The sequence below is a fragment of the Thalassospira sp. genome, from assembly GCF_040218635.1.
Classification (GTDB): domain Bacteria; phylum Pseudomonadota; class Alphaproteobacteria; order Rhodospirillales; family Thalassospiraceae; genus Thalassospira.
In genome coordinates this window covers 84821-102366 of the sequence record NZ_JAVJRB010000012.1, presented here as the reverse complement: position 1 = coordinate 102366, position 17546 = coordinate 84821, and the positions used below count along the sequence as shown (strand labels likewise).

The 17546-nt window shown below is 53.9% G+C and carries 17 protein-coding genes; 11 read left to right on the top strand and 6 right to left on the bottom strand.

The features are described from left to right. Nucleotides 1-2: 2 nt before the first annotated feature. The 5 genes from RIC05_RS14330 to RIC05_RS14310 all read left to right on the top strand — a co-directional run bounded on the left by RIC05_RS14330 (nt 3) and on the right by RIC05_RS14310 (nt 1853). Nucleotides 3-185 carry a hypothetical protein gene (locus RIC05_RS14330; RefSeq protein ID WP_350045423.1) on the top strand — a complete coding sequence of 61 codons (183 nt, stop codon included), beginning with the start codon at nt 3-5 and terminating at the stop codon, nt 183-185. Continuing rightward, a complete protein-coding gene (locus RIC05_RS14325) occupies nt 182-406 on the top strand; it encodes a RebB family R body protein (protein WP_350045422.1) in 225 nt (74 codons plus the stop codon). The genes RIC05_RS14330 and RIC05_RS14325 overlap by 4 nt, the downstream gene beginning before the upstream one ends. Before the next feature lie 108 nt (nt 407-514). Then, on the top strand, nt 515-838 hold the full coding sequence (locus RIC05_RS14320) for a RebB family R body protein (protein WP_350045421.1): 324 nt from the start codon (nt 515-517) through the stop codon (nt 836-838). A 59-nt stretch (nt 839-897) separates the two neighbouring features. Beyond that, entirely contained in the window at nt 898-1158 is a 261-nt protein-coding gene (locus tag RIC05_RS14315) for a RebB family R body protein (protein ID WP_350045420.1), read from the top strand. 92 nt (nt 1159-1250) lie between these two features. Next, nucleotides 1251-1853, top strand: a complete 603-nt coding sequence (locus RIC05_RS14310) for a hypothetical protein (protein WP_350045419.1) — start codon at nt 1251-1253, stop codon at nt 1851-1853. An 80-nt stretch (nt 1854-1933) separates the two neighbouring features. Here RIC05_RS14310 and RIC05_RS14305 read toward each other — a convergent pair whose 3' ends face one another. From RIC05_RS14305 to RIC05_RS14295, 3 genes are all read right to left on the bottom strand, one after another. Next, nucleotides 1934-3238 carry an adenylate/guanylate cyclase domain-containing protein gene (locus RIC05_RS14305; RefSeq protein ID WP_350045418.1) on the bottom strand — a complete coding sequence of 435 codons (1305 nt, stop codon included), beginning with the start codon at nt 3236-3238 and terminating at the stop codon, nt 1934-1936. Between the two features lie 207 nt (nt 3239-3445). Then, nucleotides 3446-5089 carry an ATP-binding protein gene (locus RIC05_RS14300; RefSeq protein WP_350045417.1) on the bottom strand — a complete coding sequence of 548 codons (1644 nt, stop codon included), beginning with the start codon at nt 5087-5089 and terminating at the stop codon, nt 3446-3448. Continuing rightward, entirely contained in the window at nt 5086-5811 is a 726-nt protein-coding gene (locus RIC05_RS14295; RefSeq protein WP_350045416.1) for a response regulator, read from the bottom strand. Before RIC05_RS14295 ends, RIC05_RS14300 begins: the two co-directional genes overlap by 4 nt. A 210-nt stretch (nt 5812-6021) precedes the next feature. Between RIC05_RS14295 and RIC05_RS14290 the strand changes: the two genes are divergently transcribed. The 3 genes from RIC05_RS14290 (at nt 6022) to RIC05_RS14280 (ending at nt 7906) form a co-directional block, all read left to right on the top strand. Then, a complete protein-coding gene (locus RIC05_RS14290) occupies nt 6022-6693 on the top strand; it encodes a hypothetical protein (RefSeq protein ID WP_350045415.1) in 672 nt (223 codons plus the stop codon). 223 nt (nt 6694-6916) lie between these two features. Then, nucleotides 6917-7372 (top strand): GNAT family acetyltransferase, encoded by a 456-nt coding sequence (locus RIC05_RS14285; RefSeq protein WP_350045414.1) that lies wholly within the window; start codon nt 6917-6919, stop codon nt 7370-7372. Between the two features lie 264 nt (nt 7373-7636). Further along, a complete protein-coding gene (locus RIC05_RS14280; protein WP_350041524.1) occupies nt 7637-7906 on the top strand; it encodes a TfoX/Sxy family DNA transformation protein in 270 nt (89 codons plus the stop codon). Nucleotides 7907-7976: 70 nt separating this feature from the next. Here the strand turns inward: RIC05_RS14280 and glpD are convergent, their stop codons facing one another. The 3 genes from glpD to RIC05_RS14265 form a co-directional block, all read right to left on the bottom strand. After that, nucleotides 7977-9521 carry a glycerol-3-phosphate dehydrogenase gene (gene glpD / locus RIC05_RS14275; protein WP_350045413.1) on the bottom strand — a complete coding sequence of 515 codons (1545 nt, stop codon included), beginning with the start codon at nt 9519-9521 and terminating at the stop codon, nt 7977-7979. Between the two features lie 257 nt (nt 9522-9778). Continuing rightward, complete coding sequence (gene asnB, locus RIC05_RS14270) at nt 9779-11713, bottom strand: asparagine synthase (glutamine-hydrolyzing) (RefSeq protein ID WP_350045412.1); 1935 nt, start codon at nt 11711-11713, stop codon at nt 9779-9781. A 481-nt stretch (nt 11714-12194) separates the two neighbouring features. Continuing rightward, nucleotides 12195-14105 carry a sigma-54-dependent Fis family transcriptional regulator gene (locus RIC05_RS14265; protein ID WP_350045411.1) on the bottom strand — a complete coding sequence of 637 codons (1911 nt, stop codon included), beginning with the start codon at nt 14103-14105 and terminating at the stop codon, nt 12195-12197. Nucleotides 14106-14468: 363 nt separating this feature from the next. Here RIC05_RS14265 and adh point away from each other — a divergent pair, with 363 nt between their 5' ends. The 3 genes from adh to RIC05_RS14250 all read left to right on the top strand — a co-directional run bounded on the left by adh (nt 14469) and on the right by RIC05_RS14250 (nt 17491). Continuing rightward, complete coding sequence (adh, locus tag RIC05_RS14260; protein WP_350045410.1) at nt 14469-15989, top strand: aldehyde dehydrogenase; 1521 nt, start codon at nt 14469-14471, stop codon at nt 15987-15989. Between the two features lie 80 nt (nt 15990-16069). Beyond that, the gene (locus RIC05_RS14255) at nt 16070-16477 is read left to right on the top strand and encodes a DUF779 domain-containing protein (protein WP_350045409.1); all 408 of its coding nucleotides are present in this window, start codon (nt 16070-16072) and stop codon (nt 16475-16477) included. Between the two features lie 57 nt (nt 16478-16534). Continuing rightward, nucleotides 16535-17491: a NirD/YgiW/YdeI family stress tolerance protein gene (locus RIC05_RS14250; protein ID WP_350045408.1), complete on the top strand. Its 957-nt coding sequence runs from the start codon at nt 16535-16537 to the stop codon at nt 17489-17491. Nucleotides 17492-17546: the final 55 nt, after the last annotated feature.

Genomic DNA, 17546 nt, shown 5'->3' with positions numbered 1-17546 from the left:
TATTGGCAAGTCAGGCAAAAGGTACTAGCGCGCCGCCCGCGGATGAAGAACATTGGTATCAAAGTGCCTGGGGCAATATCGACAAGCAGTTTCTTGCTGATGGCTATGAAACCGCCGATGACCTTAATGCGCAGGGCGACGGGCCATATGACGAGGGCGGTGAGATGACAGAGGGCGAAACATGAGCAACATCGTCAATCCACAAGTCACCGATGCAGTCACCCAGACCAACGTCAAGGTTCTGGGTGAAAGCCCGGCACAGGCGGTGTCGATGGCCCTGCAATCACATTCCCATGCCACCGGGCTTGCCATGGAAAACGCAACCCTGACCCAGGGCAATATGCAGCAAGTCGTCAATACATCGACATCCAAACTCGTCGCGATGATCACAGCCCAAGCGGGTTAGGCCAGTCGCACCGAGCAGGTGCAGGACACCAAACGAATTTGATCACAATTCTTCGCATTATGCGTCTTAAGATGTGCGGTCATCCGGACCGCCTTTTCGGAGGATATCATGGCTATTCCAACCTCGGTGAACGGTCAGATTACCGACGCAGTTACACAGACCTCGGTCAGCGTACTTGCTTCCGCACCCGCAAATGCAATGGGTTCGATTTATCAAAGTGCCGCACATTCAACATCGATCCTGTTCCAGAACGCGGTTCAGGCCCAACAACAGGCATCGATTTGTTCGCAGGCGGCAACCAATCAGGGCGTGATGCAGCTTTACTCGGTCAATACCATGGCCGGCGCACAGGCAACGGCCAAGCTTGGCCGGTCTGACAACGCCGATACGTTATTGACACTCTTGGTTATTTTGGCAGCAACCCGCCGCTAGGCACCTGACCCGTCCGGTATTTCTGCGCCGGGCAATGGTCACAAACGCGAGGGCGTGAAATGGCAGACAACACCCCTGTAAATTCACAAATAACCGACGCCGTGACACAGACCAACGTCAAGGTCCTTGGCGAGGCGCCAGCACAGGCCATGGGGCTTGTGTATCAGACGATGGCACATTCCATCAGTCTGTCGATGCAAAACGCCATGCAAACGCAAGGCGGCCTGCAACAGATCGGCAATGCCGTTACATCAAGCGCGTGCAAAATGATCCTGGACAGTTCAGGTGGTGGCATGGGCGGTGGTGGCGGCACCAAATAGCGCACTGTCACAACCCGCCCTGCCCATTCGTATGATCACGGCAGCAGCATCAAATGCACTGACACATCCACCAACCCCGCATGAGGTTTAAGATGGCAGACGAAGACAATACCGCAAAAGAAGCACCTGACAGCCCGGATGCCAGTACCGATGATAAAAGCAGTGATGCGAGCGCATCCGGGGGTGGCGATAATGCCAAAAGTGCCGATAGCGGCAGCGCGGACAGTGATAGCAGCGCAGATGGTGCTTCTGCTGCGTCTGGTGGTGCTGCTGATAGCAGCAATGCGTCGGATGGATCGTCGGCAAGTGATCCGGATGTCAGCCCGCCCGGCCCGGCCAATACCCCGCCGCTTAGCACCGCCCTTAACCCGCAAATCGTTCAGGCGGTCGGCACCACCAACCACGCAGTTCTGAATGGGGCTATTCCGGGCGCCAACGGGGTTGCCTATCAAAAGGTTGCGCAGGCTGCGGCCTATGCCGTGCAAGATTCCACCGATTATTTGCGCAATATCATGTCGATGGCATCAGCCACCACCGGGGTTGCCATGCAACAGATGCTGGTGAAAAAAGAAGTCGATCCCTATGCCGATATCATCAAGGCTGCGACACAGGCCGTTACCGATGCGCAGAAAACATTCACCAATGTCGGCACATCGGCCAGCAGTGTGGTGAAGGATTTTGACAGCCTCGCTTGAGTGAACATCAATGTTTCATGAAAAAGGCCAGAATCACAATCTGTGATCTGGCCTTTGTTGGTTCTGGAAGTCTTTGGCCCCTAACCCGCCCGCATCAATTCGATCCGGTGGCAGGCTTCGGAGAAGTCCGGGGCAAACAGTTTGACGCTGACACCGGTTCCTTGCAGTTCATAAGCGCCCATCTCGACCGTCGGGCAGGAAATGAAGCTGGCGACGGTCTGGCTGACCAGAACGCGCTTGCCAAGCTGCTTTGTGAGTTGTTCGATCCGGGCGGCTTCGTTGGCGGCCTGCCCGACCACCGTGAAATCAACGCGCTCCGAAACCCCGACATTACCGTAAATCACATCGCCGACATGCATGCCCAGCCCGTAATCAAATGGCGGTTTGCCGACTTCTTCGCGTTTGCCATTCAGCTCGTCGATATTTAGCTGGGCTTCTGCTGCGGCATAGAGTGCGGAGATACAGGCATTTTCCAGATTGTTTTCATCATCATCAATCGGGAAGATCGCCAAGGTCGCATCGCCGATATAGCGCAGAACCTGCCCGCCATGTTTCAGCACCGCCCCGGCGGTTGCCGCAAAGAAATCGTTCATTTCACCCAGAAATGCATCATCGCCAACATGGGTCGCAACCGAGGTGGAATTGCGCATATCGGAGAACCAGATCACCGCACGTGTTTTGGTGCTGTCGCCCAGCTTGATCTGGCCATTGCGCACACGGGTTCCGGCATCTGATCCCAGATAGGTTTCAAGAATGGTGCTGGTTTCTTCGTGGTTGATCCGCATTTTGCACGACACGGCAAAGCGGCGCTGAATGCCCGACAGGATCGCAAGATCTTCGTCGGAAAAGCCACTTGGTCGACGGGTAAGATAGGTCATGAAGATGCGGTTGCTATCAAGCGTGCTGTCGCGGTCGGTCACAAACGGCGTCATCAGCGCGTAATAGTCGGTCCCGCGATTACGGCGGAAACTTTCAAGTACCGGAAAATCAAGAACGGCCCCCGGACCGATCAAATGACGACGCATGAAGCTGACATCATTATCGAGCATCCATTTCATCGGGCTTTCGGTCCAGTCCGTGTCCGTGTCCCCGACCCCCATATGGGTGGAACGTTCGACGTCACCAGCTTCTTTTGACCAGATATAAGACACGCCTTCATAGAGCGGATGCAGGGTTTTAAACGCCACCATCACTCGATCAACCGGAATGCCCGATGCAACAAGACGGCTGACCATGCCCGACAGAAGTTCGCTGATATCGGTATCATCAAGCGCACATTCCATGAGCCAGTCATTGACCGAGCGCACGAAACCACGCGCAGCCTGGGCCGTATTGGTCCCGGGTAAAGACGTTACAACGCCTGAATCTTGCTGCTGGTTGTTCATTGTTCGCTCCGTCCGTTTTCGTGCTTATTTTTACACCGCATAGATAGAACAGCAATGCCATTTCGCAATTATTGATTTGGAAACAATCTATTTCCCGGCCCACAAATGACTATTGGTCATTAAAATTGCAAGGCCCAATTGACAAAAAATCATAAGTCGTTGAAATCTTGGATAACCCTAAAAAGGCAACCGTGATTTAAACCCCGATTAAGGTGCCGCTGGCGGCAGATAGATCCGGGCCAAAAGCCCGCCCTGCGGCGCGTCTTCAAGGTATATTTCCCCACCATGGGCGCGAATGGCGGTTCGGGCAATCGCCATCCCGAGGCCAATTCCCCCGGTGTCACGATTGCGTGATTGTTCAATTCTAAAGAACGGTTCAAACACCTGTTCGCGTTTATCGACCGGAATGCCCGGACCATCATCGGCAATTTCGATCCATAAGCCCCCGTCATCGGCATCGCGAACGGCAACTTCAACATGGGTGCCAAAGTTCAGCGCATTGGCAATCAGATTGCCAAACGCCCGTTTGACCGAAAGCGGTCGGCATGGATAAACCCGTGCATCGCCATCCCCGGTAAAGGAAATCGGGCGGCCGGTTTCGGCAAGGTCTTCAACAGCGGATTCAACCAAGGCCGTCATATTGATCTTGCGGGTTTCTTCATTTGCCGTTTCTTCACGGGCAAAGGCCATGGCCGCTTCGACCATCTGTTCCATTTCATCAAGCGTTTCAATAATCCGCGCCCGGTTTTCCGGATCATCGACAAATTCGGCGCGCAACCGAAGAGACGTGATCGGGGTGCGCAGATCATGTGAGATCGCGGCCAACATCCGGGTGCGGTCTTCGACAAATCGTTTCAAACGCGCGGTCATCCGGTTGAAGGCCTTGGCCGCACGTCTGATTTCGATCGCCCCGGTTTCCGGAACCGGTTCAGGGTAATCCCCACGCCCGACCCGGTCTGCGGCACGCGCCAAAACACCCCATGACCGCGAAATACGGCGTGCAAGGAAGAAGGCAATCACGGCAATCACAAGGGCGGATAAAAGCACGCGCAGCAAATTATCAAACACAAACCACGGCGGCGGCACAACACCGCCAATCACGGCTTCCAGCCAGATTGTCGGGCCCGCATTGGCCGCATCAGAATTGGGGGCATCTACCCCCGAAACCGTTGAGGTGATTGGAACAACAAGTTGCATCACCGGTGCTGCGTGGCAATCAAATCGTTCCATATAGCGCAAAGACCAAGGTGCTTTGTCCGCGCCATTATGATGTGGTTTATCGCGTCCACGCGCCGCCATGGCTTCTTGTCGGGCCTCCATCGCGTCTTCAAGGACGTCTTCTGCATCCTCATGATCGGCCACGTCGGACTGGGTTTCTGCTTGTGGTTCAGATTGTCCATTCGAGCCATCAAGATAGGCCTTCTGCGCCTTGCGAAGCGACTTTCTTTCCGCCCAACAGGCATCCTCTGACAAAACATTGACCCATCCTTGCGCGTCAATCGACGTTGTAAGGAACTCATTCAAACGTCCGGTGAGACGTTCCGAATTCAGGCCATTCTTGACATCAAAGCTTGGCGTATCAACAAGGCGCAAGCGGGTTTGCGGCGATTGCGCAACACGCAAAACATCGTGCCAGTTTTCCTGTGGCGTGGTGGTCAGAATGCGCGATATCGCCGCAATACGGGTCAAGGCATTGCCGCGCCGCTCAGACGCCAACGCATCCCGGCGTTCTTCAGCCAGCAACACGCCCAACACAATATGGGTCAGGATAATCGCACCCAGCAACAGACAGACAAGTTGGGCGGTCAGGCTTTGTGGCCAAAGGCGCTTGATCAAGCGGCGGCTGGTCATTTTTCGACCACCTCGCAGGTAAACATATAGCCCCCACCCCAGACGGTCTTGATCAGAACCGGGTTCCTGGCATCGGGTTCAATCTTTTTGCGCAGGCGGCTGACCTGATTATCAATGCTGCGATCAAAAGGAACCGCTTCGCGCCCACGGGTCAGGTCCAACAACTGATCCCGGTTAAGCACCATATTGGGATGTTCGACAAAGGCACAGAGCAAGCCGTATTCACCGGAACTGAGCGGCAAGACAACATCGCTGCCATCGCGCAATTCATGGCGCGTTCGATCCAGTACCCAGCGATCAAAATGGACTTCGCCGCTTGGCAGCGGCCCCTTGCGCCCGACAGGCAAGCTTTGCGCGCGGCGCATCACCGCCTTGATCCGGGCAAGCAATTCACGCGGATTGAACGGCTTTGCCAGATAATCATCCGCGCCCATTTCAAGGCCAATGATGCGGTCGGTTTCTTCGCCAAGGGCGGTTAACATCACCACCGGCACATCATGATTTTCGCGCAGCCAGCGACACAGGCTTAGCCCGTCTTCACCGGGCATCATCAAATCAAGCACAATCAGATCAGGCGACAGATCATCACCCATCATGCGCCGCAATTCGCGCCCGTCCGATGCCAATGACACACGGTATTCGTGCTGGCGCAAATAACGCCCCAAAAGATCGCGAATATCACGATGGTCATCGACAACAAGAATGTGGGGCTGGTCGCTCATAAATGGTCCTGTAACTGAAACGGTTTTCTCACTCTAACTTAGCGCGTTGGTAATCGGGGCAGAAACGGCAATTTGTATCAAATTGTCGCATTTGGGCATTTTGCCAAACCTTGCGACCATTTTGCCCGTTCTTCGGGATCATTTCGCGACAATCATCAGCGATAACCGACCTCAACGAAAACAGTCCCCACAACCAAACCGAGGTTCACGATGAAACGCAAAACCAACCTTAAAATCGCAGCAGCCCTGATTGCTACCACTTTGATTGCCACCCCGTTTGCAGCTTCTTATGCCGGTCAAGGCGGATATGGCGGGCATGGCGGCCCCGGTGAATGGGCAATGTTTGAAGGCGGCCATCACAGCGGCCCCAAACATGACGGCCCGCGCGGCGGATTTGGCAAAGGCGATCACAGCCACCGCGAAGACCGCGACCGCACAACGCCCCTGACACCGGCAGAGGCCCGCATTTTGATTGATGCCATGCTTTTGAAAACCAACGTGACTGATCTTAAAACCGGCGATGCGCTTTTGGCGGAAGAGCCCGGCAAGATCGATGTTCTTTTGGTCAATACCGATGGCGGCGTTGTTGACGTGATCAAGTTTGATGCCAAAACCGGTCGTATGGACCGGGACGAACGCCGGACTTTGCGCAAACTCCTGCCCCGCCCTGATCGGGCGGAGCGTTATAACCGCAAGTTCGATGCCAATCAGATGAGCTTGCTTGCCAATGCCATGGTGATCCGGTTTGGCAAAGGGGACCTTAAACTTGGCGAAATCGCGCAAACCCCGCGCGGCACCTATAGCGCGACAGTTACCAACAATGCCGGTGACATTGTTCGCGAAATGGAACTCAGCAGTGTGACCGGCCGCCCAATCAGCTAAGGCTGCATGGGATAAGACCGCATACCTGACACCGTCCCCACCCGGTCCGGAGAATTTTCTCCCAACCGATACTCCGGACCAACCCCTGCGCCCCCAAGGTTCCCCCCTTGGGGGCGTTATCTTTAGATCATTGATTTGTCATGATTTTTGGTTTGACGGCGATACAGACACTTATCATTCTATCAGATCGTTTTGACCTCAACGCCCCAAAGTGATCTGAACAATGACAGCCCCGAACATTAAATCAACGCCCAGAACCGCCACCCTGAATGACATTCCAGCCTTAAGCCAACTTTGGCAGGAAACCGGGCTTTATCGCCCCTATAACCCGCCAGAATGGGATGTGACATTTGCCCTGTCTTCGGATGAGGCGACCCTTATGGTCTGGGAAGATAACAGCGATAACATCATCGGTTCGGTCATGGCCGGGCATGACGGGCATCGCGGCTGGATCTATTATATGGCGGTTGCGCCGCTTCATCAGAAATCGGGCCTTGGCCGCAAATTGATCGAGGTCGGGGAAAACTGGCTACGCGATCAGGGTGTTTGGCGCATGCAATTGATGGTGCGTTCGGAAAACACGGCAACGCAGGATTTCTATGCCCACCTTGGCTATCGCGCCCTTGACGTCACCGTCATGCAAAAGGATATCGCTACCCCGCCCGCAGATCGGACCTAGGGTCCAAACTCATTCACATAATCGCTCCGGCATCTGATATAAGAGAAAAAACTAGGAAAAGACCGCCGAGCGAGGTGGTCCCCGGTCAAGGAATTTGACGCAGAGTTTTCTCTTATATCAGATGTCCTACGGATCACCCGGATTTGCACGACCTACTTTGTCGCAAAACCTTGAAAGATGTATATCTTCCTGCGGTTCTGCTTCGCGTATCCGCACAAATCCGGGTGACCGGGGCGGTTATGTGAATGAGTTTGGACCCTAAGCATGGAAAAACTGCGCAATATCGGCCCGACTTCCCGCCGCGAACTTCTTGAAATCGGGATTGAAACCCGTGATCACCTGATTGCAGCGGGGATTGCCGATACCATGCGCCGTCTTTTATTTCGCTTTGGCAGCGAAAAGAAAATCAGCGTGAATTACCTGTATGCCCTTGAAGGGGCCATTCACGATCATGATTGGCGGGATATAACACCTGCCCGCAAGCACGAATTGCGCGCGTTGCTTGATCAACTTCGCGCTGACATGCAGCCGTAATCAGCCCCACCACACCTGAACAAGATGCGTGATACCTGACCAAACAGTCCGGTATCGCGCAATCCTGCTTTTACTGTGCCGCGATGACATAGGCTCCGGTTTTTTCTTCTGCCAGACGGGATCTTAGCCCGGCGATTTGATCGGCAGACAACCGCAACCCAAGTTTGGAACGCCGCCAGATCAGATCATCAATCTCGCGCACCCATTCCTGATCGATCAGATAGCGCAGTTCTGTCTCATACAGATCATGACCATAACAGGTGCCGAGATCAGCCATGCTGGATGCGGTGCCAATCAGTATCTCGATCCGGCTGCCATAGGCGCGCAAAAGACGTTTGAGCATGGACTGATCCATCCAGTCATAGCGATGGGCGTAATCGATAAAGGCATTCTCAAACGATGCATCGGGGAAATCACCACCCGGCAAGGGTTCGGCGGCGGTCCAGGGCACATCCCTGATCCCGAATTCCTTTGAAATGATCGCAAGCGCGTGTTCGGCAAGTTTGCGATAGGTGGTGATTTTGCCGCCAAATACATGCAACGCCGGGGCAGTGTTGCCATCGGATTCAAGCTTTAACGTGTAATCACGCGATACCTTCGATGCATTTGCGCCCTCGCCATTGCCAGCATAGAGCGGGCGCACGCCGGAATAGGTCCAGACAACATCATCTGATCCGACCTGTTTTTTGAAATAGCCGCTGGCAAGTTTGCACAGATAATCGATTTCATCCTGATCAATTTTGACCTTGGCCGGATCGCCTTTGAAATCAATATCCGTGGTCCCGATCAGGGTAAAGTCATCCTGATAGGGAATGGCAAAGACAATGCGGCCATCGCCATTCTGGAAGATATAGCAATAATCATGGTCAAACAGTTTGGGCACGACGATGTGGCTGCCTTTGACCAGGCGGATATTGGCCTTGGTGTCGGATTTCACAACACCGGTTTCCGGGTTGATCAGATCGGCACACCACGGGCCGGCGGCATTGATCAACATACGACCGGAGACTGATCGGCTTTCGCCACTTTCCTGATCACGCAATGTGACCTGCCAGACATCATCAACCCGTTTGGCGCCCACACATTCCGTGCGCGTATGGATTTCCGCCCCGCAGGCTTTGGCATCGATTGCGTTGAGCACCACAAGCCGGGCATCATCAACCCAGCAATCGGAATAAACAAATCCCTTGGTCACGTTTTCGCGCAACGGCGCGCCCGAGACATGATCGGCAAATGAAATCCCCTTGGACGCCGGCAATTTTTTGCGCCCGCCCAGATGGTCATACAAAAACAATCCCAGACGGATCATCCATGCCGGGCGCAGATCGCGGCGGTGCGGCAAGACAAAGCGCAGCGGCCAGATGATGTGCGGGGCATTGCCCAACAGAACTTCGCGTTCTGTCAGGGCTTCGCGGACAAGGCGGAATTCATAATGTTCCAGATAACGCAGCCCGCCATGGATCAGCTTGGTGCTGGCCGATGAGGTCGCACTGGCGAGATCATTTTTTTCACACAGCAACACTTTAAGGCCCCGGCCCGCCGCATCCCGCGCAATGCCAGCACCGTTAATGCCACCGCCAATAATGATCAGATCGTAGTTTGAAGTGCCAGCCATCCGGGGCCTCTTTCAGCAAAGGAATTTCTCTTTGCCATGATAAATAGTTCATTTTCGAAAATTTTCAAGTTTCAATTTGTGACATTTTATTGATACAGACATGCCGCAAAGACAACGCTCTTCCGGACCAGAAGCCTCATGACCCACGTCATTCGAAAAGTTCATTAGTGAAATAAATAGAAAACCCCGCCTGATATTCAGGCGGGGCGTTTATCACTTCGATTATGACTGGAGCTATATCTGGTCCGGGTAGCTGATCAGGCCAGCCAGCGTTTTTGCCAGTCCGAGAGCATGGAAATCGTCCAAAGCTGATGCCCCCAATTGCGCTTACCCGACATATGTTCCTGATGCAGCCGGGCAATATATTTACGATCCAGACCAAGATCCTGATACAGCGCCTCATTGGCCAGATGGTCGCCCATCCACTCGCGCAAAGGTCCGCGCAACCATTGTGCTAGTGGCACGCCAAACCCGGTTTTGGGCCGGTCGATCAATTCACGCGGGACATATTTATACAGGATCTGACGCAGGGCGTACTTGCCCACCGATCCGTTCATTTTAAGACGTGCGGGCAAGCGCCAGCCAAATTCAATCACCCGATGATCAATCAGCGGCACACGCACTTCAAGCGAATTGGCCATCGATGCCCGGTCCACCTTGGTCAAAACGTCATCGACCATATACATCATCGTATCCATGACCTGCATGGATGAAACATAATCAAGATTGCGGTTGCGACAGAATTTTTCGCCCGGCACACGGAATTTTTTGCGCGATGACCGGCTTCCCAGAAGTTTATCCGCATCAAACAGCGACAGCAGCGCGTGATAGCGATCGAGATCATCCTTGATCGCCAACAGCGGTGCGGCCTTGTGGATTTTATCGCCAATCGCACTGGTCGACATCTTACCGGGCACCAGCCCGACCAGATTATCCCATTGTTCGGGCGACAACATGGTCAGGCCCTTGGCAACCAATGATGCGCCAAATGGAATGCTGCTGGCGGCGGCACTTAGCTGCTTTGCCCAAAGATAGCGGGTATAGCCGCCAAATGTTTCATCCCCGCCATCGCCTGACAGGGCAACTGTGACTTCCTTACGGGTCAGGGCCGAAATCAGATAGGTCGGGATGGCTGAGCTGTCAAAGAACGGCTCATCGAAGGTTTCTGAAAGCTTCGGCACCAGATCAAGCGCGTCCTGGGGCGTGACATACAATTCGGTATGGTCGGTTTTAAGGTGCTTGGCGACTTCACCGGCAAAGGCCGCCTCGTTAAAGGCGGCGTCTTCGAACCCGACCGAAAATGTTTTGACCGGACGGTCCGAGACCGACTGCATCAGGGCAACGATGGTTGAAGAATCAATTCCGCCAGACAAAAACGCGCCCAAGGGTACATCGGCAACCATGCGGCGCGAAACTGCATCGCGGAGCAATTCTTCAAGTGCGTCAATCGCACTTTGATCATCGCCGCTCCAGGCGTGTTTCTGACCATTGAGAACCGCATCTTCCACCGACCAATAGGCGGTTTCAGTTGCCTGATCGTGCGATGTGATCTCAAGAATATGGCCGGGTTTAAGCATCTTGGCGTGGGCATAGATCGAATGGCCCGACGGCACATAGCCAAAGCGCAAATAGGCTTCAAGCCCGGTCTGATTGACTTCCCGCGAAATGACATTGCCTGCCAGAAGGCCTTTGACTTCGGATGCGAAGCCGATGTTGCCTTCAAAGCGTGACCAATACAGCGGCTTGATGCCCAACCGGTCCCGGATCAGGGTCAGTTTGTCGGCTTCGCGGTCCCAAAGGGCGATGGCAAACATGCCAATCAGCCGTTTGACCGTTTCGCGAACACCCCAATGGGCAAGACATTCAAGGATGACTTCGGTGTCGGAATGGCCGCGCCATGCGATATTGGCCGAGGCCAGCTTTTCGCGCAGTTCCGGCGCGTTATAAATTTCGCCGTTATAGACCATGACATAGCGGCCATTGGCCGAATGCATCGGTTGTTTGCCGGCATCTGACAGATCAATAATCGCCAGGCGGCGCTGACCAAGCGCCAACCCTGACGGTGGATCAACCCAAACATCACCGCCATCCGGGCCACGATGGTGCAACGCTTCGTTCATGCGCGAAACAGTATCGTGCAATCCGCTGGTGTCACCCTGCCCAGATAGCCATAAACCGGCAATTCCACACATAAAATAATCCTGTAAAACTCTAGGGCCCAAACTCATTCACATGACCGACCCGGCAACGGATATAAGAGAAATCACTAGGAAAAGTCCGCCGAGCGGGGTGATCCCCGGTCAAGGAATTTGACGCAGAGCTTTCTCTTATATCCGTTGTCCTTCGGATCACCCGTATTTGCACGGCCTACTTTGTCGCAAAACCTTGAAAGATGTAGATCTTCCTGCGGTTTTGTTTCGCGTATCCGCACAAATACGGGTGACCGGGGCGATTATGTGAATGAGTTTGCGCCCTAGGTTACTTAAAACAATAACAGCATGTTCTACAATGAAAACATTCTGAAAACGCTTTATGTCGAGATGAAAAGTGGACGCGTTCGCCAATCAGGGCAACCCGTAACAGGAATATCTTGGAAAACGGCATAAACGGCCTGCTTGGCACCCCCACCAACGGATAGCCAAGGATATGCCAAATCGATGATCTAAAAGGATATCAGGTCTTTTCAATCCCCAACCGTGCCATCCGGCGATAGAGCGTATTACGCCCGATTCCCAATGCCTTGGCAGTGTTGCTGATATGCCATTTATGATCATCAAGCACCGCACGCAATGCAACGCCTTCGGCTTGCGCGATGCTTTGGCGGGCAGAGGGTTGATCGTTGATGGTTTCCACATGGAAATCATCTGGCAGGTGATGGCGTTCAATCACCCCGTCATCGGCAAAGACGCTGGCATATTGTAAAATATTGATCAGTTCGCGCACGTTGCCCGGCCAGCGATGCCGGGTCAAAAGGGTCAATACGTCATCCTGGCACTGCACATGATCGCCAGATAGCCCCACCAAAAGCCTTCCGATCAAATCAACTAGGTCACTGCGTTCACGCAAGGGCGGCACGGCAAGCCTTGCGCCCTTGATCCGATACAGCAAATCTTCGCGGAACCGCCCATCTGCAACGGCAGCAGTCAAATCAACATTGCTGGCACAGATCAGACGAAAATCGACCGAGATCGACTTTGTGCTGCCAAGTGGTTCGATCATCCGGCTTTCAAGAACACGCAACAGGCGTCCTTGCGCGGCAAGCGGCATATCGCCGATTTCATCTAAAAACAGCGTACCGCCATTGGCTTCGCGGATACGCCCGCCAAATCCATCGCGCGCCGCCCCGGTAAACGCACCCCCGGCATGACCAAACAATTCGTTTTCAATCAATCCTTCGGGCAAGGCCGCACAATTGATGGCGACAAAGTTTCGCGATTTGCCAAAGCTTGCCTCATGAATGTGACGGGCAAGATATTCTTTGCCACTGCCGGTTTCACCGGACATCAACACATTGATATCGCGCGCATGCAGGCGTGACCCGATATCAAAAATGCGCCGAAAGGCCGGGTCACGATCGGCGATATCGACAACCGGTCTGGCCGGTGTTTTGACCTTGTGAGCAACAGGGGTGGAGCGCCCGATATATTTCCGGCGCATCCGTTCGGGAACTGTCAGGCTGCCAAACAGCACCCCGCCACCGGCAATATTAAGCGCCATAGCCGATGACGAACGGCCTTGATTCTGGCCTTCTGTCTGACTGAATTTTGACAGTAATTCATCAACATCCATTTCGAACATATCGGCGATGTCCATGGATGCATTGGTCGCCGTTAAAATGCGCCGTGCGGTCGATGTCGCCCCGCTGATCGTGCCATCGGGCGCAATTGAAATCATTGCATCGCGGGTGGTTCCAACATGGCGGGATTCCGGATGAAGATGCAAAATCACATCACCGGATCGCTCGTCAAAGAACAATATCCGTTCAAGCGCATCGGCATAATCGGCGACCATGCCGCGCACACGCATACAATCTGTGCGTTTGATATCATCGCGCACCGCAGACACATCCAGAACCGAACAGACTTTGCCATCCGGATCAAAAACCGGGGCGGCTGTGCAGGTCAGAACCGAATGCTGGGCAAGAAAATGTTCGTCCTTGTGGATCGTGATCGGGCGGCCTTCAACAATGCAGGTGCCAATGCCGTTGGTGCCTTCGCGCTCCTCGCTCCAGATTGCGCCGGGCAGAAGACCGTTGGTGCGAAACGATGGCAGCAACGAATGGGCCGCGACACTATCAAGGATCACGCCACTATTATCAGTGAGAAACACCGCATAGCCTGATGCATCGATCTTGCGATACAGGGTCCGCACAAGATCGTGGGCATGGTGATAAAGCCGCCCGTTGCGATCACGCAATTGCCGGGTCTGGCTTTCGGGCATAACTTCGGGACGGCGCAAGGTGTCATGGGCCAGCCCAAACCGGTTTTCACACCGCTGCCAGCTTTCAAGCACCGCACGATTTTGCGCACCACCGCTGAGTTGCAGTGCTGCTTCTATCCGTCCGCCGGGAATATTTCCTGACATAGACGCTATCTCCCTTGCGTCGGCGTTTTGACCCGGAAATTTCCGGTGCGCAGCTTATGGCGCATCCGATCACAGCCATAATCCTACCATAACGCCCCCCCTGCACGCCAAACAGTTTCACCGCAAAATCACAGCACAATCTGAGATGTTCCATTTTTGGAACAATTTGTGCCAATTGCCCTGTTCCAACCGATCCGCTGGCACAGCGTCAAACACCATCCCCATCGCCCCAACCACCTGAAAATGCGGCCTTAGTGTGCAACGCCCCCTGCCCGATCAAAAGTGGCACGACCTTTGCGGATACGGCAGCGTCACAATCAAAAACGGGCGAACAAATCGCCTGTAGATCTCGGAGGAAGCAAAATGATCTATAAAAACCCGAATGACGCCGGCAGCGTCGTCAGCTTTAAAGGCCGCTATGAGAACTATATTGGCGGCGAATGGGTCGCCCCGACCAAAGGCCAGTATTTTGAAAATGTCTCGCCAGTAAACGGCAAACCGTTCTGCGAAATCGCCCGGTCCAGTTCTGAGGATATCGAAAAGGCACTTGATGCCGCCCATGCTGCTTTTCCGGCCTGGGGCAAAACGTCCGTAACCGAACGGGCCAATATGCTCAATAAAATTGCCGATCGCATGGAAGCCAATCTTGAAATGCTTGCGGTTGCCGAAACATGGGACAATGGCAAGGCTGTCCGCGAAACCATGGCGGCCGACATTCCGCTGGCGATTGATCATTTCCGCTATTTCGCCGGTGCCATCCGCGCACAGGAAGGCTCCCTTGGTGAAATTGACGACAACACAGTTGCCTATCACTTCCACGAACCCCTTGGCGTGGTTGGCCAGATCATCCCGTGGAACTTCCCGATCCTGATGGCGGTCTGGAAACTGGCCCCGGCATTGGCAGCAGGCAACTGCATTGTTTTGAAACCGGCCGAACAAACCCCGGCATCGATCTGTGTATTGCTTGAACTGGTTGGCGATCTGATCCCGGCGGGCGTTTTGAACGTCGTTCAGGGCTTTGGCGTGGAAGCCGGCAAACCGCTTGCGCAAAGCAACCGTGTTGCCAAGGTGGCCTTTACCGGCGAAACCACCACCGGGCGTCTGATCATGCAATATGCATCGGAAAACATCATTCCGGTGACACTTGAACTGGGTGGTAAATCGCCAAACGTCTTCTTTGACGACATCATGGCAGCCGATGATGATTTCCGCCAGAAAGCCGCCGAAGGCCTGACCATGTTTGCCCTTAATCAGGGTGAAGTTTGCACCTGTCCGTCGCGCGCGCTTATTCAGGAAACCATCTATGACAAGTTCATGGATAATGTCCTGACCCGTGTTGCCAATATCAAACAGGGCAACCCGCTTGATACCGACACCATGATGGGCGCACAGGCATCTTCTGAGCAGATGGAAAAAATCCTGTCCTATCTTGATATCGGCAAACAGGAAGGGGCAGAAACCCTGTGTGGTGGTGGCCGCGCCGAACTTGGTGGTGATCTTTCAGATGGTTTCTATATCCAGCCGACCATCTTCAAGGGCCATAACCGCATGCGGATTTTCCAGGAAGAAATCTTTGGCCCGGTGGTTTCGGTCGCAACGTTTAAAGACGACGCCGAAGCCCTTCATCTTGCCAATGATACCCTTTATGGGCTGGGTGCCGGTGTCTGGACCCGTGATGGCACACGTGCTTATCGCTTTGGCCGGGAAATCAAGGCCGGTCGTGTCTGGACCAACTGTTATCATCTCTATCCGGCCCATGCGGCCTTTGGTGGCTATAAACAGTCCGGCATTGGACGTGAAAACCACAAGATGATGTTGAACCATTATCAGCAGACCAAGAACCTTCTGGTTTCCTACGATCCGAAACCGATGGGCTTCTTCTGATCGAACGATGATCGCGGCCGGGCGCATATCCTCCCTCATGCGTCCGGCTTTGTTTCATCCTTCATCTTACGGAGACACCCATGACCGGATCAGACACCATCCCTGACAGGGTCACCGCAACCAGTGCGGCGATTGATCTGATCAGGAAGCTTAAAACCATCCACGGGCCGGTGATGTTTCATCAGTCGGGGGGCTGTTGTGATGGCAGTGCGCCGATGTGCTTTCCCGACGGGGAATTTAAAACCGGCGATCAAGACGTGCTTTTGGGGGAAATCGAAGGCAGTCCGTTTTTCATCGGTCGCGCACAATTTGAATATTGGCGTCACACACAACTGATCATTGACGTCGTTGATGGACGGGGCGGGATGTTTTCGCTTGAAGGACCGGAAGGCAAACGTTTCCTGACGCGATCCCGCGTCTTTAGCGATGATGAATGGAACGCCCTTAAGACGGCTGAGGAGAAAGCCCCGATCACCAGAGAACCCTAGGACACTGAACGAAGATATTTCCTACCCGTGGCGTTTCGCAGCGTGTGATCTCCTCCCATGATCTCACACAAACCGGAACCCCAGAAGACGCTGCTGGCATGTCCATTTGATTGCGCATCGTCTTCTTCCTTGCCCGCTGTCCCTCCCCCCGATGTGGCAGCGGGCTTTTTTGTGCATCTCCTTCTCGCAGTCATAAAATTATTGCGAAAAAATCTGGAACAACACCCCCGCTGCATGTGTTCTGCAATTGGAAAGCGACCCCGGGACGCAAAGCGCCCGGAACTGAATTCCAACATAAAAAAGGAGCATCACATTATGCGACGCTCAATGATTACACTGACCGCTCTTTCCGCGATTGCCTTAGGGACAGCGCCCGCGATGGCTGCAGGACAGCAGAAAGAAAACCCACAGGTTCCGGAAACGACACAGCAGTCGATGCAGAAAAACCCTGCAACCCTGAACGACCATGAATCGGTTCATCTGTCAGGGACGGTAAAAGAAATTACCGATGATCAGTTCACGATGAGTTATGGGTATGGCGAAATTGCCGTCGACATGTCCGATTACGGCTGGTTCGATCAGGGCTTTGTCAACAAAGGCGACAAAGTTCGCGTAAATGGCGAAGTTTCCGAAGGTTTCTTTTCCGATAAAAGGATTGTCGCCACGTCGATCTTCCTTCCCGAACGCGGTGCCTATTACACCAACGGCGAAGATCGCACCGGGTTTGTAAATAACCGTGGTCTGCCAACAGGTGACGAATGGGTGACATTCACCGGCGAGGTGACAGAAGTTCGCGAAGATGAAATTGCCCTGAATACCGGCAACACATCGATCACCGTCGATACGAGCGACGTGCCGGAAAACAGTACCGATGAGCAGGTTCGCCAGAAAATCAAGGCCGGGGATCGCGTTTCGGTCGCCGGGGAAATGGATGCAGCTGGTCTGTTCACGGAACGCGAGCTTGTTGCATCCTCGATTGTCGTCATGAATGACAGCAACACTTACATGCAGTAACCCGACAAAGGGAACTGTCATCTGACGATGAAAAAATGGCCGACGCCGGGTTAAC

Excerpts from the sequence above, each read along its gene's own strand:
- RIC05_RS14290 (WP_350045415.1), top strand. The coding sequence starts at position 6,022 with ATGAAACGCAAAACCAACCTTAAAATCGCAGCAGCCCTGATTGCTACC.
- adh (WP_350045410.1), top strand. The coding sequence starts at position 14,469 with ATGATCTATAAAAACCCGAATGACGCCGGCAGCGTCGTCAGCTTTAAA.
- glpD (WP_350045413.1), bottom strand. The coding sequence starts at position 9,521 with ATGGCTGGCACTTCAAACTACGATCTGATCATTATTGGCGGTGGCATT.
- RIC05_RS14315 (WP_350045420.1), top strand. The coding sequence starts at position 898 with ATGGCAGACAACACCCCTGTAAATTCACAAATAACCGACGCCGTGACA.
- RIC05_RS14285 (WP_350045414.1), top strand. The coding sequence starts at position 6,917 with ATGACAGCCCCGAACATTAAATCAACGCCCAGAACCGCCACCCTGAAT.
- RIC05_RS14255 (WP_350045409.1), top strand. The coding sequence starts at position 16,070 with ATGACCGGATCAGACACCATCCCTGACAGGGTCACCGCAACCAGTGCG.
- asnB (WP_350045412.1), bottom strand. The coding sequence starts at position 11,713 with ATGTGTGGAATTGCCGGTTTATGGCTATCTGGGCAGGGTGACACCAGC.
- RIC05_RS14310 (WP_350045419.1), top strand. The coding sequence starts at position 1,251 with ATGGCAGACGAAGACAATACCGCAAAAGAAGCACCTGACAGCCCGGAT.
- RIC05_RS14325 (WP_350045422.1), top strand. The coding sequence starts at position 182 with ATGAGCAACATCGTCAATCCACAAGTCACCGATGCAGTCACCCAGACC.
- RIC05_RS14265 (WP_350045411.1), bottom strand. The coding sequence starts at position 14,105 with ATGTCAGGAAATATTCCCGGCGGACGGATAGAAGCAGCACTGCAACTC.
- RIC05_RS14305 (WP_350045418.1), bottom strand. The coding sequence starts at position 3,238 with ATGAACAACCAGCAGCAAGATTCAGGCGTTGTAACGTCTTTACCCGGG.
- RIC05_RS14295 (WP_350045416.1), bottom strand. The coding sequence starts at position 5,811 with ATGAGCGACCAGCCCCACATTCTTGTTGTCGATGACCATCGTGATATT.
- RIC05_RS14300 (WP_350045417.1), bottom strand. The coding sequence starts at position 5,089 with ATGACCAGCCGCCGCTTGATCAAGCGCCTTTGGCCACAAAGCCTGACC.
- RIC05_RS14280 (WP_350041524.1), top strand. The coding sequence starts at position 7,637 with ATGGAAAAACTGCGCAATATCGGCCCGACTTCCCGCCGCGAACTTCTT.
- RIC05_RS14250 (WP_350045408.1), top strand. The coding sequence starts at position 16,535 with ATGATCTCACACAAACCGGAACCCCAGAAGACGCTGCTGGCATGTCCA.
- RIC05_RS14320 (WP_350045421.1), top strand. The coding sequence starts at position 515 with ATGGCTATTCCAACCTCGGTGAACGGTCAGATTACCGACGCAGTTACA.